General features: G+C 73.7%; 8 protein-coding genes. 2 read left to right on the top strand and 6 right to left on the bottom strand.

Going from position 1 to position 13,538, the window contains the following annotated elements:
* Positions 1-8 precede the first annotated feature (8 nt).
* Genes AB0637_RS01050 through AB0637_RS01035 form a run of 4 tightly spaced genes read right to left on the bottom strand, consistent with a single transcriptional unit; the run spans position 9 to position 4,617 of the window.
* On the bottom strand, positions 9-356 hold the full coding sequence (locus tag AB0637_RS01050) for a nitrite reductase (NAD(P)H) small subunit (RefSeq protein WP_366169275.1): 348 nt from the start codon (positions 354-356) through the stop codon (positions 9-11).
* Positions 353-2,881: a nitrite reductase large subunit NirB gene (nirB, locus tag AB0637_RS01045; RefSeq protein WP_366169274.1), complete on the bottom strand. Its 2,529-nt coding sequence runs from the start codon at positions 2,879-2,881 to the stop codon at positions 353-355. Before nirB ends, AB0637_RS01050 begins: the two co-directional genes overlap by 4 nt.
* 1 nt (position 2,882) lies before the next feature.
* Complete coding sequence (locus AB0637_RS01040) at positions 2,883-3,230, bottom strand: molybdopterin oxidoreductase (RefSeq protein WP_366169273.1); 348 nt, start codon at positions 3,228-3,230, stop codon at positions 2,883-2,885.
* A gap of 13 nt (positions 3,231-3,243) precedes the next feature.
* Complete coding sequence (locus tag AB0637_RS01035; RefSeq protein WP_366169272.1) at positions 3,244-4,617, bottom strand: nitrate/nitrite transporter; 1,374 nt, start codon at positions 4,615-4,617, stop codon at positions 3,244-3,246.
* A 160-nt stretch (positions 4,618-4,777) separates the two neighbouring features.
* Here AB0637_RS01035 and AB0637_RS01030 point away from each other — a divergent pair, with 160 nt between their 5' ends.
* Both AB0637_RS01030 and AB0637_RS01025 read left to right on the top strand, forming a co-directional pair.
* The gene (locus AB0637_RS01030) at positions 4,778-8,470 is read left to right on the top strand and encodes a bifunctional nitrate reductase/sulfite reductase flavoprotein subunit alpha (RefSeq protein ID WP_366169271.1); all 3,693 of its coding nucleotides are present in this window, start codon (positions 4,778-4,780) and stop codon (positions 8,468-8,470) included.
* A gap of 21 nt (positions 8,471-8,491) precedes the next feature.
* Positions 8,492-11,704, top strand: coding sequence for a BTAD domain-containing putative transcriptional regulator (locus AB0637_RS01025; RefSeq protein ID WP_366169270.1), 3,213 nt, complete (start codon positions 8,492-8,494; stop codon positions 11,702-11,704).
* Here the strand turns inward: AB0637_RS01025 and AB0637_RS01020 are convergent.
* Positions 11,686-12,507, bottom strand: coding sequence for an ABC transporter permease (locus AB0637_RS01020; protein WP_366169269.1), 822 nt, complete (start codon positions 12,505-12,507; stop codon positions 11,686-11,688). The two genes, AB0637_RS01025 and AB0637_RS01020, sit on opposite strands and share 19 nt — an antisense overlap.
* Positions 12,504-13,472, bottom strand: coding sequence for an ATP-binding cassette domain-containing protein (locus AB0637_RS01015; RefSeq protein ID WP_366169268.1), 969 nt, complete (start codon positions 13,470-13,472; stop codon positions 12,504-12,506). The genes AB0637_RS01020 and AB0637_RS01015 overlap by 4 nt, the downstream gene beginning before the upstream one ends.
* Between the last annotated feature and the right edge of the window lie 66 nt (positions 13,473-13,538).

The raw sequence follows: 13,538 nt of genomic DNA, 5'->3' as shown, positions 1-13,538 counted from the left end.
ACCCCTGCTCAGTGGACATCGACACGGACCACTCCCGCCTCGACCCGGCAAGGATGCACCGCGATGGACCCCTCGCCGCCGCCCGTCGCCGCGCCCGTGACCAGGTCGAAGGCCGTCAGGTGCAGGGGGCAGACGACGACGGACTCGTCGACCTGCCCGTCGGCCAGCGGGCCGCCCGCATGGGGGCAGGCCGCCTGGACCGCGCTCACCCGGCCGCTGCGGTGCCGGAACAGCGCGACCTGCTCGCCGTCGACGACGTAGGCGCGGCCCTCGCCCACGGGCAGGTCCTCGACCCGGCAGACCTCCACCGACACGTCCCCCGAGACCTCCCCCGAGACCTGGCTCGCGGCGGTCACGCGCGGACCGTCGGCATGCCGAGGGGGAGCGCGGGACGGAACTGTCCGGTGGTCACGGGTTCGGCGCCTTCCTGCCAGGGGTCCTCGTAGTTCTCCACGGTCGTCTGCATGCGCTCGTCCAGACCGGCGGCCATCCCGTCGGAGTCGTCGACGAGGACGGCGCGCACGCGCTCGATCCCCAGGCGGGGGACGAACTCGTAGGTGCGCTCGAGCCAGTTCCCCCACTCCCGGTAGAACTGGATGAAGCGGCCGATGAGGGTGATGACCTCCTCGGGGGACTCCACGGTGGTCAGCAGGTCGCCCTTGCGGACGGACGCGCCGGCGGCACCCCCGACGTAGATCTCCCAGCGGCCGGACCCCACGGCCACGACGCCGACGTCCTTGACGTAGGCCTCGGCGCAGTTGCGCGGGCAGCCCACGACACCGAGCTTGAGCTTGGCCGGCGCTTCGACACCCTGGTAGCGGGTCTCGAGGTCGATGCCGAGCTTCGTGGAGTCGCCGAGGCCGAAGCGGCAGAAGTCCGTTCCGACGCAGGTCTTCACGGTGCGGAAGCTCTTGCCGTAGGCGTACCCCGACGGCATCCCGAGGTCGGCCCACACCTTCGGCAGGTCCTCCTTGGGCACCCCGAGCAGGTCGATGCGCTGCCCGCCGGTCACCTTGATCATGCCGACGTCGTACTTGTCCGCGACGTCGGCGATCTTGCGCAGCTGGTCGGCCGTCGTGACGCCGCCCTTCATCTGCGGGACGACCGAGAACGTCCCGTCGCGCTGGATGTTCGCGTGGACCCGGTCGTTGATGTACCGGCCGTCGCGCTCCTCCTCGATCCCGTCCGGCCACATCATCCGCAGCAGCGACGTCAGCCCCATCTTCGACTTCGCGTCCTCCACACCGCCGGGGGCGAGTTCGCGGAACACGGCCGAGACGGACTTCAGCTCCCGTTCGCGGATGGCCGCCATGAGTTCGGGTTTGGCCAGCGGGACGCCCGGGACGTACCAGGCGACGCTCTCGTCGACGGTGAGGTCGCCCCCGGCCGCCCACTCGGTGACCTGCTCGACGAGGGTCTTGCAGGAACCGCACCCCTTGCCCGCCTTGGTCCTGCCCATGACGGCGTTCACGGAGGTGCACCCACCCGCGACCGCCGCGACGATCTTGCCCTTGGTGACCCCGTTGCAGTTGCACACCTGGACGTCGTCGGACAGTTCGGCGACCGAGGTGGCCTCGTCGGGGGAGCCGAGGTCGAACAGCAGGCTCATGCGCTCCTCGGGCAGCGGCAGGGCCTGGTCGAAGGCCTGCGTGAGGAACGCGGTCTTGCGCACGTCGCCGAGCAACGTCGCCCCGACCAGCCGCCCGTCGCGGATGACGACGTTGAGGTACACGCCCCGGTGGGGTTCGGAGAACACGACGAACTCGTCGTCGTCGCGTTCGGGCCCGGCCAGGCCCATGGCCACGACGTCGACGCCGGCGACCTTCAGCTTCGTCGAGGTGCGCGAACCGTGGTAGGCGGCGTCGGGACGGGATCCGGTGAGGTGGTCGGCCAGCACGCCGGCCTGGTCCCACAGCGGAGCGACGAGACCGTAGGTCTGACCGCGGTGCTGCACGCACTCGCCCACGGCGTACACCCCGTCGGCCGAACCCTCCTCGCCCTCCTCACCGGCGCTGCACTGCATCCGGTCGTCGACGACGACACCGCGCTGGACCTCCAGGCCCGAGCGCACGGCGACGTCGGTGTTGGGACGGATGCCGGCCGCGACGACGACGAAGTCGGCGTCCAGGACGGACCCGTCGGGCAGTTCCACGCCCGTGACCCGGTCGGTGCCGCGCAGCCCGCGGGTGCGGACCCCGGTGTGGACCCGGATGCCCAGTTCCTCGATCGTGCGGCGCAGGACGCGACCGGCCTCCGGCCCCAGCTGCTGGTTCATGAGGTGCGCGGGGGAGTGGACGAGGTCGACCTGCAGGCCGTGGGTCGCCAGTCCGTGCGCGGCCTCCAGACCGAGCAGACCGCCTCCGATGACAACGGCCCGGCGGTGGGTGCGGGCCGCGGCCAGCAGCGACCGCGCGTCGTCGAGGGTGCGGAACCCGAAGACCCCGTCCAGCACCGACCCGTCCGGGCGGTGCAGCCCCTCCATGGTCGGGAAGAACGGCGTCGACCCGGTCGCCAGGAGCAGGACGTCGTAGGGGGTCCGGCCCCCGTCGGCGTCGTGGACGACCTTGGCGAACCGGTCGATCCGGTCCACCCGCACCCCGGCCCGCAGGTCGATGCCGTTCTCGGCGTACCAGGGCAGGGAGTTCAGGAAGATGGCCTCCTCGGTCTCCTCCCCGGACAGGACGTGGGACAGCATGATCCGGTTGTAGTTGCCGTACGGCTCGTCGCCGAACACCGTGATGCTGAACTGGTCGGCACCGCCGCGTTCGAGCAGTTCCTCCACCGCCCGGATCCCGGCCATCCCGTTGCCCACCACCACCAGGCGCCGGCGGGTGCGCCGCTGCGCCGGGAGCTGGCCGGTGCGCTCGACGAGGTCCGTCACGTCAGACCTCCACGAGACCGAGGTCGACGACGACGGTGCCGGTGAGCCCGTCCGGTGCCGCGACCTGCAGTTCCAGCGTCGAGGGGGCCTCGACGTCCTCCACGATGCGCAACGGCACGTGCACCGCGCCCCGGGCGCCGACGGGGAACAGCCGCATCACCACCCCGTCGCGCAGCAGGGCCACGACGACCATCTCGCCGGTGGAGTTCCCGGCCCGGAGGTAGACGGCCTGGGCGCGGGCCCCGTCGGGGACGGTGTAGGGGGCCAGGCCCTCCAGCGGGACGAACTTCTCCAGGCCGGCGCCGGTGAACGGGTGGGCGCCCTGCAGGAAGCGGGAGGTGGAGCTCACGGTGGTGTTCCTCTCAGATCGACGTGCCGGCGAAGCGCTGCGCGCGGCCGACCTTGTAGACGGCGAACGTCACGAGCGCGCAGACGACGTAGAAACCGATGAACGCCAGGAGGGCGGGCTGCAGCGAACCGGTCTTGACCGAAGAGGCGAACACGCGGGGGATGATGAACCCGCCGTACGCGCCGATGCCCGAGGCGATGCCGATGCAGGCCGCGGCCTTGCGCTTGGCCAGGACGAGCGCCGCCGGGTCGTTCGCGACGTCGATGCCGGCCCGGAAGATCGCCGGGATCATGCGGTAGACCGCCCCGTTGCCGACCCCGGTGGCGACGAACAGCAGCAGGAAGCTCACGAAGAACCCGGCGAACGTCCCGGCCGCCAGGGAGGCCATGACGCCGACCGCTCCGAGCGCCATCACGAGGTACGCCGCGATGCTGACGTCGGCGCCGGAGGAACGGTCGGCGAGCCGGCCGCCGCTGGGGCGGGCCAGCGACCCGACCAGCGCGCCGAGGAACGCCAGGGTCAGCGGGACCTGCGGGAGCCCGACGAAGCCCCAGGTGGCCTTGACCTCGGGGAACTGCTGCGTGATGAGCAGCGGGAAGACCCCGGCGTACCCGATGAACGACCCGAAGGTGCCGATGTAGAGGAAGGAGATGATCCACGTGTGCTTGTTGCGGATCGCCGCCGCGTAGCCGGCGAAGTCCGCCTTCGCCGTCGTCAGGTTGTCCATGTACCGCCACGCCAGCACGGCGGCCACGACCACGAGGGGGACGACGACGAGCCCGGCCCGGTCGAGCGCCAGCCCGCCGCCGACCACCACGACGATGGGGATGACGAGCTGGACGACGGCGACGCCGAGGTTGCCGCCCGCCGCGTTGAGGCCGAGGGCGGCGCCCTTCTCGCGCTCGGGGTAGAAGAAGGAGATGTTCGCCATGCTGCTGGCGAAGTTGCCACCGCCGACCCCGGCCGTGGCGGCCACCAGGACCATGAGCCAGAACGGCGTCTGCGGGTTCTGCACCACGATCGCCAGCCCGACGCACGGGACGAGGAGCAGCAGGGCCGACACGATCGTCCAGTTGCGCCCGCCGAAGCGCGGCACCGCGAAGGTGTAGGGGAAGCGGAGCGTCGCGCCGACGAGGTTGGGCACGGCGATGAGCCAGAACATCTGGTCGGCCGTCAGCGCGAACCCGGCCTTGTTGAGCGAGGGGGTGACGATCGTCCAGAGCTGCCACACGGAGAAGCCGAGGAACTCGGCGAAGATCGACAGGCCGAGGTTGCGCTGCGCCCGGCTGCGGCCGGTCGACTCCCACTGCGCGACGTCCTCGGGGTCGTGGTCGGCGACCCAGCGGCCGGACGAGGGCGCCGGGGTGGTGCGGGTGTCCAGGGTCATGGGGGAGAACGTAGGGACGCCGTGTTGCAGGCGGTCGCTCGTGCCGTTGCGCGTGCGTCACGTTGTCCTCACCGCCGCGCCGACGGGCTGTGAGGACAGCGCACCACGGTCGCAACACACGGGAAACGGGGAGGCAACCGCGTCCCGCTGTACTGCTCCCGTGACACCCGACGCCCCTGCCCCGACCCGCGTCCGCAGCGCCTGCTCCTACTGCGGGGTGGGCTGCGGGATCGTGCTGGACGTCGTGACCGACCCCGTCACGGGGCGGCGGACCCTCGCGGGGGTCTCGGGGGACCGCGAGCACCCCGTCAACCGGGGCCGGCTGTGCACCAAGGGCGCCACCAGCGCGGGCTTCATGACCCCGGACGGGCGCCTGCAGACCGCCCTGGTCCGGGACGAGCGCGGCGGGCCCACCCGGCCGGTGGCCCTCGACGACGCACTGGACGAGGTCGCCCGGCGCTTCGCCGCGACCCTGGCCGAGCACGGGCCGGACTCCGTGGCGCTCTACGTCTCGGGGCAGATGTCGATCGAGGCGCAGTACCTGGCCAACAAGCTGGCCAAGGGCTTCCTGCGCACGAGCGCGATCGAGTCCAACTCCCGGCTCTGCATGGCCAGCGCCGGTACGGGGTACAAGCAGTCCCTGGGGGCGGACGGCCCGCCCGGGTCCTACGACGACTTCGACCACGCCGACGTCTTCCTCGTCGTCGGGTCCAACATGGCCGACTGCCACCCCATCCTCTTCCTGCGCATGATGGACCGGGTCCGCGCGGGCGCGAAGCTCGTCGTCGTCGACCCCCGCCGCACCGCGACCGCGGAGGCCGCCGACGTCCACCTCCTGGTGCGACCGGGGACGGACCTGGCCCTGCTCAACGGACTCCTGCACCTGCTCGAGGCCGCGGGGGCGGTCGACGAGGAGTTCGTCGCCGCCGCCACGACCGGCTGGGAGGCGATGGCCGAGGTCGTCGCCGACCACCCGCCGGCGCGGGTGGCGGAGCTGACGGGGGTGCCCGAGGCGGACCTGCGCCGGGCCGCCGACCTGCTCGCCGGCACCCGGAACTGGATGAGCTGCTGGACGATGGGGCTCAACCAGAGCGTCCACGGCACCTGGAACACCAACGCCCTCGTCAACCTGCACCTGGCCACGGGCGCCATCGGGCACCGGGGCAGCGGCCCGTTCTCCCTCACCGGCCAGCCGAACGCCATGGGCGGGCGCGAGATGGGCTACATGGGGCCGGGGCTGCCCGGTCAGCGCTCGGCCCTCGTCGCCGAGGACCGGGCGTTCACCGAGGAGGTCTGGGGCCTGGCGCCGGGGACGGTGCGGGCCGAGGCCGGCACGGGCACCGTCGACCTGTTCCGGCGGATGGCCGACGGGCACGTCAAGGCCTGCTGGATCGTCTGCACGAACCCCGTCGCGTCGGTGGCGAACCGGTCGGTGGTGACCGAGGCTTTGCGGCGCTGCGACGTCGTCGTCGTCCAGGACGCCTACGAGCAGACCGAGACGACGCCCTACGCCGACGTCCTGCTGCCTGCGACGTTGTGGGCGGAGTCCAGCCAGGTCGCGGTGAACTCCGAACGCACCATGACCCTGCTGCCGCAGGCCGTCGACCCCGTCGGTGACGCCCGGCCCGACTGGGCCCTCATCGCCGGGGTCGCCCAGCGGATGGGCTGGACCGAGCAGTTCGCCTTCACCAGCGCCGCGGAGGTCTTCGAGGAGATCCGCCGCTTCTCCAACCCCCGGACCGGGTACGACCTGCGCGGTGTGGACCACGAGCGGCTCGCCGCCGGACCCGTGCAGTGGCCGGCCGCCCCGGGCGGCCCGGACCGCAACCCGTTGCGGTACCTCGACTCCGGCGGGCTGCGGTTCCCGACGCCCGACGGGCGGGCGGTGTTCTGGCCCCGGCCCTTCGTCCCGGCCGCCGAACTCCCCGACGAGGAGCACCCCTTCGTCCTCAACACCGGTCGCACGCAGCACCAGTGGCACACCCGCACCAAGACCGGCCGGGTGGCCAAGCTCGAGCGGCTGGACCCCGGACCGTTCCTCGAGGTGAACCCGCAGGACGCGGCGGAGCTCGGGATCGGCGAGGGCGACGCGGTGGAGGTGCGCTCGCGCCGCGGCCGCGCCGTGCTGCCGGCCGTCGTCACCGACCGCGTGCTGCCCGGCTGCTGCTTCGCACCGTTCCACTGGAACGACTCCTACGGCGAGGACGTCGCGGTCAACGCCGTCACGTCCGACGCCGTCGACCCCGACAGCCTGCAACCCGAGTTCAAGGTGGCCGCGGTCGCGCTCCGTCGGGTCGCCGCCGCCGTGCGACCGACGGGTCCGGACACCGCCGGGGACGCGGACCTCGACGCCGAGCTCGACGTGCTGGTCCTCTTCGCCTCCCAGACCGGCGGCGCGGAGGAGCAGGCCCGGTCCGCGGCGTCGGCGCTCGTGGGTTCCGGTGTCCGGGCCGGGGTCGTCGGCATGGACCGGGCCGACCCTTCGCGGCTGGCGCCGACGACGCTGCTCGTGGCGAGCACGTTCGGGGACGGCGGCCCGCCGGACAACGGGAGCGCGTTCTGGGAACGTCTGCGCGCCCCCGACGCGCCACGGCTGGACGGCTACCGGTTCGCGGTGCTCGCCTTCGGCGACTCGTCCTACGCGCAGTTCTGCGGGCACGGCCGGCGTCTCGACGAGCGGTTCGCCGCGCTCGGGGCCGACCGGTTGCTGGACCGCGTCGACTGCGAACCGGGGGAGGAGGACCGCGCCGACGACTGGACGACGCGCGTGCTGCACCTGCTCGCGGACCGCCCGGTCCTGCCCGCGCCGCGCCGCGCACCGACCCGCCCCACCCGGCGCGACCCCTACCGCACCCGGCTCGTGCGCAACGTCCGGCTCAACCGTCCGGGATCGTCGAAGGAGGTGCGGCAGTTCGGGATCGCGCGCGACGAGGGTCTGGAGTACCGGGCCGGTGACGCCCTCGGGGTGTGGCCCGTCAACGACCCGCGCGTGGTCGAGGAGGTCGCCCGCCTGACGGGGAACGCGCCGGAGGACCTCGCCGACCTCGACGTCACCCGGCCGTCACCGGAACTGCTGAGCTTCGTCGGCCGGCACTCGCGCGAACCCGGTCTGAGCGCGCAGTGGTGCTGGGGTCGGCAGACCGCCGACGTCCTGCGGGCGTTCCCCGTGAAGGCCGAACCCGTGGAGTGGCGAAACCTGCTCAAACCCCTGCAACCGCGGCAGTACTCGATCTCCTCGGCCCCCGAGGCCCACCCCGACGAGGTGCAGCTCACGGTGTCCGTCGTGCGCTTCGGCGACCCCGTCCGGCACGGGGTCTGCTCCACGTTCCTCGCCGACCGCGCTGACGGGCAGGGGCTGCGGGTGTTCGTGCAGCCGTCGCCGGCCTTCCGCCCGCCCGCGGACCCGACGGTGCCGGTGGTCATGGTGGGCCCCGGCACGGGCGTCGCCCCGTTCCGCGGGTTCCTCCAGCAGCGCCGGGCCCACGGCGGCGGGGGACGGAACTGGCTGTTCTTCGGGGAACGCAGTTCGGCCACCGACTGGTACTACAAGGACGAGTTCGAGGCCTGGCGCGAGGACGGGTCCCTCACCCGGCTCAGCCTGGCCTTCTCCCGCGACCAGCCGGAGAAGGTCTACGTCCAGGACCGCATGCGCCGTCAGGGCAAGGACCTGTGGCGCTGGATCGACGAGGGCGCCCACTTCTACGTCTGCGGCGACGCGTCCCGGATGGCGAAGGACGTGGACACCGCCCTGCGCGACGTCGTCGCCGAGCACGGCGGCATGAGCGCGGACGACGCGGCCGCGCACGTCGCGGCGATGGCGGCCGACAAGCGGTACGTGCGGGACGTCTACTGACCGGGGTGGCAGGCTGTCCCCGTGTCGGAGTCCGTGGTCGAGCCCCTGCGGATCGAGCTCCTGGGTCCCCTGCGGGTCGAGGCCGCCGACGGCACGGAGGTCACGGTCCCCGGCGCGCGCCTGCGCCTGCTGCTGGCCGAACTCGCCCTGCGTGCGGGCCGGCCGGTCCCGACGGGCGTCCTGGAGGACCTTCTCTGGCCCGGTGACGGACCCGGGGGCCCGGGGGCGTTGCAGTCCCTCGTCTCGCGGTTGCGGCGCACCTTGGGGACCAGGGCGAGCATCGAGGCGGGTCCGGCCGGGTACGTCCTGCGCGGGGTGCTGGTCGACGTCCCGGAGGTGGAGGCCGCGTTCGCGCAGGGCCACGCGGAACTGCGGGCCGGACGCCCGGACCGCGCCGAGGCCGTGCTCGACGAGGCCCTGGGCCGGTGGCGCGGACCGCTGGTGGAGATCGCCGGTGCCCCCGACGCCGGGCGCCTGGAGGAGTCCCGGCTGGAGGCGCTCGCCGACCGGGCTGCGGCGCGGGTCGCCCTGGGGCGCACCGACGGCCTCGCCGCGGAGTTGGAGGAACTCCTGCGCACGCACCCGCTGCGCGAACGCCTCGCCGAACTGCGCGTGCGCGTCCTGACGGCCGAGGGGCGCGCGGCCGAGGCCCTCGCGGCGTACGAGGAGACGCGGCGCGTCCTGGCCGAGGAGTTCGGCAGCGACCCCTCCGCGGGGTTGCGGGAGGCGCACCGGGCCGCGCTGGCTGCCGGGGACGGCGCACCGGCAGTTCCCCGCCCGGCGTCGCTGCGCTCCCTGACGTCCTTCGTCGGGCGTGAGGACGACGTCGCGCGCGTGGACGCGCTGCTGCGGACCGCGCGGTGCGTCACCGTCGTCGGCCCCGGCGGGGCGGGCAAGACACGGTTGTCCAGCGAGGTCGGGGCCGCGCTCGTCGCGACCGGGACCTCCGTGCCGGTGGTGCCGCTCGCCCCGGTCGCCGAGGGGCCCGACGTGCTCGGGGCGGTCGCAGCCGTCCTCGGGGCGCGCGACACCGGGCGCGACCGCCGGCCCGTCGCCGTCGCGACGGTGGACGCCGACCAGCGCTCCCGGGTCGTCGCGGCACTGGGCGGGGGCCGGACCGTGCTCGTGCTCGACAACTGCGAGCACGTCCTGGACGACGTCGCGCACCTCGTGGAGGACCTCCTGCGCGCCTGCCCGGCGCTCGTCGTCCTCACCACCTCCCGCGAAGCCCTCGGGGTGGAGGGCGAGGTCCTGCACCCGCTCGGCCCGTTGGCGGGACCGGCTGCGCTGCAGCTGTTCACCGAGCGGGCCGCCGCGGTGTCGCCCGGGTTCTCGCTCACGGAACCGGGGGAGCGCGCCGTCGTGGAGGAGGTCGTCGAACGTCTCGACGGGTTGCCCCTGGCGCTGGAACTGGCCGCCGCCCGGCTGCGGACGATGACCCCGACCGACCTGCGTGACCGGTTGTCCGACCGGTTCCGGCTGCTCACGGGCGGCCGGCGCACGGCGGTGGCCCGGCACCGCACGCTGCGCGCCGTCGTCGACTGGAGCTGGGACCTGCTCGACCCCGACGAGAAGGTGCTCCTGCAGCGCCTGTCGGTCTTCCACGCCCCCGTGTCGGTGGAGGCCGCGGCGGCCGTGGCCACCGACCTCGGCGACGAGGTGACGGTGGCCGACCTGCTGGGGTCGCTCGTGGAGAAGTCGCTGCTGCAGCTGCGGTCCGGCCCCCTCGCCCGGTACGCGCTGCTGGAGACCATCCGGGAGTACGGCGCCGACCGGCTGGCCGCGACGGGGGAGGTCGAGAAGGTCCTGCAGGCCCGCACGGGGTGGGCGGAGGGGGTGGCGGCCGGTGCGGCGACGGGGTTGCGCGGCGCCGATCAGCTCGCCTGGTCCCGGCGGCTCGACGCCGAGGCGGACGACCTGCTGGCCGCCCTGCGGCACCTCGCCGCGACCGGCTCGGCCGACCGCGCGCTGCGGCTCACGGTGCCCGTCGCGTTGTGGTGGTCGGCGCTGGGTCGGCACGCCGCCGTGCGGGAGTGGACGACCGTCGCGCGGTCCGCGGGCCCGTCGGGCACACCGCTCGACCTCGTCGGCGAGAGCCTCGACGTCGTCAACGGCCTCATGGAGGGGCTGGGGGAGTGGGAGGCCGGACGAGCCCGGATGCAGGCCCTGCACCGAGCGCTGGGCGACCCGGCCGTCGGCGGCGGGGACCCGCTCTCGGTGTTGCTCGCAGTGTTCCTCGACCGCTTCAGCACGGAGGCGGAAGGCGTCTGGTTCGACGTGGCGCGGGACCCGCGGGTCCAGCCCTTCCTCGCCGAACCCCCGGCGGACCCGTGGCTCACCGCGCTGGTCCACCTCATGTGCGGGGCGGGGGCCGAGAACGACGGGGACATCGACGCGATGGCCCGGCACGCACGGCGGGCCGCGGCGGGTTTCGCGTCGGTCGGGGAGAGCTGGGGGCGGGCCGGGGCGCTGCGACTGCTGGCCCAGCGGTCCGTCGTCACCGGGGACCTGGACGCCGCGGAGCGGCTCTACCGCGAGGCCGGCGACCTCATCGCCCCGTTCGGCAACGCCGACGACGAGGTCCAGTTGCGGATGCGGCTCGTCGACGTCCTGCAACGGCGAGGGCGCACGGAGGAGGCGGCGCGGGAACTGGTGCGCCTGGAGCCCGCGGCGGGGCCGGCGTCCGCCACGACGCGGACCTGGCTTGTCCTGTCCCAGCTCGCCGGGCTCCGGGCGCAGGGGCACCTCGACGTGGCCCGCGACCTCGTCGAGCGGCAGTTGGCCGACCTCGCCGACCGGGCCGGTTCGGGGGTCTGGGGGCACGAACGCGCGGGTCTCCTGGCGGCCGCGGCGCACGTCCTGGTGGAGACGGGTTCAGCGCAGGCGCGCGAGCGGCTGCCCGGCCTGCTGGTCGAGGCCGTCGACCTCGCGGCCGCGACCCACGACATGCCGGTCGTCGCGATGGTGGCCGTCGCCGTCGCGCGCTGGCTGCTGCTCGAGGGCGACCCCGAGCAGGCGGCGCGGGTCCTCGGCACCGCGGCGACCCTGCGCGGCGCCGAGGACCCGACCGAACCCGAGGTCGTCCGCGTCCGGGAGGGGTTGCCGACCACACCGCCCGCGCTCGCCGCCGCCTGCTCCCGCGCCTACGGCGAAGGCCGGGACCAGGAGCGGGACGCGGCGCTCGCCGGGTTGCGGGCGGTGGTCCGGTCCGGGGTTCACGCGCGGCGGTTGTAGGCGCGCAGCGCCAGCGGGACGAACACCGCGAGGAACACGGCGATCCAGCCGCCGGTCCACGCGAGGTCGCTCGCCACGGGGCCACCGAGCATCAACCCGCGCACCACACCGACGAGGTGCGTGATCGGGTTGACCTGCACGAAGTGCTGCAACCACCCCGGCATGCTCGCGGTGTTCACGAAGACGTTGCTGCCGAAGCTCAACGGCATCACGAGGAGGAACATCAGACCCTGCACCGCGCCAGGGGTGCGGACGATGAGACCCACGAACACCGAGATCCAGCAGAACGAGAGCGCGAACGCCATCGAGACGCCCAGCGCGGCGAGCGTGGGCACGAACCCCGTCTGCACCCGGAAACCCATGACGGTCGCGGCCGTCATGATGACCGCGAACAGGATGAGGTAGCGCACGACGTCGGCCAGCACCGCCCCCACGAGCGGGGCGGACCGGGCGATGGGCAGCGACCGGAACCGGTCGAAGACGCCCTTCTGGATGTCGCTGTTGAGGTTCTGCCCCAACGAGACTCCGGCCAGCGAGATCGACTGGGCGAGGATCCCGGGCAGCAGGTACTGCAGGTAGGACGAGCGGTCACCACCGCCGAGGGCGCCTCCGAAGATGTACGTGAACAGCAGGAGGAAGATGATGGGCTGGATCGTGACGTCGATGAGCGCTTCAGGCGTCCGGACGGTCTTGACGAGGTTCCGGACGGCGAGGGCGCCGGCGTGCCGGAGGCCGCGGAACGGCCGGCCGGGCGGGGTGGTCGTCGTCCCCGTGGGGACGGTGCGGTCGAGGACGGTGCTCATGCTGCGAACTCCTTCGAGGTGGTGGGTGAGCTGGTGGGGGTTTGAGTCAGGGTGGCGAACACCTCGTCGAGGGTCGGCAGGTGCAGCGAGAGTTCGCTCACCGCGATCCCGCGGTCGGCGAGGGCCGCCACGGTCGTGGCCAGGGCGCGCTCGTCGGCGACGGGCACCGAGGACCCGCCGTCGGGCAGTTCCTGGGGTTCGTCCCCGGAGACCGCCGCCAGGAGGGACTGCACGACGGGGGCGTCGGCGGCGTCGACGGGGACGACGGTGAGGGTGCGGTTGCCCGCCTGCCGCTTGAGCCCGCCGGGGGTGTCGTGCGCGATGACGCGGCCGTGGTCGATGACGGTGATCTCGTCGGCGAGCTGGTCGGCCTCCTCGAGGTACTGGGTCGTCAGCAGCACCGTCGACCCCTCACCGACGAGGGTCCGCACGACGTCCCACATGGCGTCGCGCTTGGCGGGGTCGAGCCCCGTCGTCGGTTCGTCGAGGAACACCACCGCGGGCCGGCCGACGAGGGAGGCCGCGAGGTCGAGGCGGCGGCGCATCCCGCCGGAGTAGGTGCCTGCGGGCCGCGAGGCGGCGTCGGCGAGGTCGAACCACTCGAGCAGTTCGCCGGCCCGCCGCCGGGCGTCGCGGCGTGAGAGGTCCAGCAGGGTGCCGATGAGGAGCAGGTTCTGCATCCCCGTGAGGTCCTCGTCGACGGAGGCGTACTGACCGGTGAGGCCGATCGTGCGGCGCACGCGGGCCGCGTCGCGCACGACGTCGAGGCCCCCGATGCGCGCGCTGCCCTCGTCGGGGCGCAGCAGGGTGGCGAGGATGCGGACGGCGGTGGTCTTCCCGGCGCCGTTGGGGCCCAGGACGCCGAGCACCCGCCCGGCCGGGACCTGGAACGAGACGCCGTCGAGCGCCTGGGTGGTGCCGAAGCGCTTGCGGAGGCCCTCGGCCTCGATCGCGTAGGAGGTCATGGCAGGACCCTCGCCGTCGGCGCTGGCCCGGCGCTGGCGTGCGGCCCGGTCCGCTGGCGTCCCGCT

Source organism: Kineococcus sp. NPDC059986, from assembly GCF_040702905.1.
Taxonomy (GTDB): Bacteria; Actinomycetota; Actinomycetes; order Actinomycetales; family Kineococcaceae; genus Kineococcus.
Note: the sequence above shows the minus strand (reverse complement) of the source record. Positions and strands in the feature narration are given on the sequence as shown.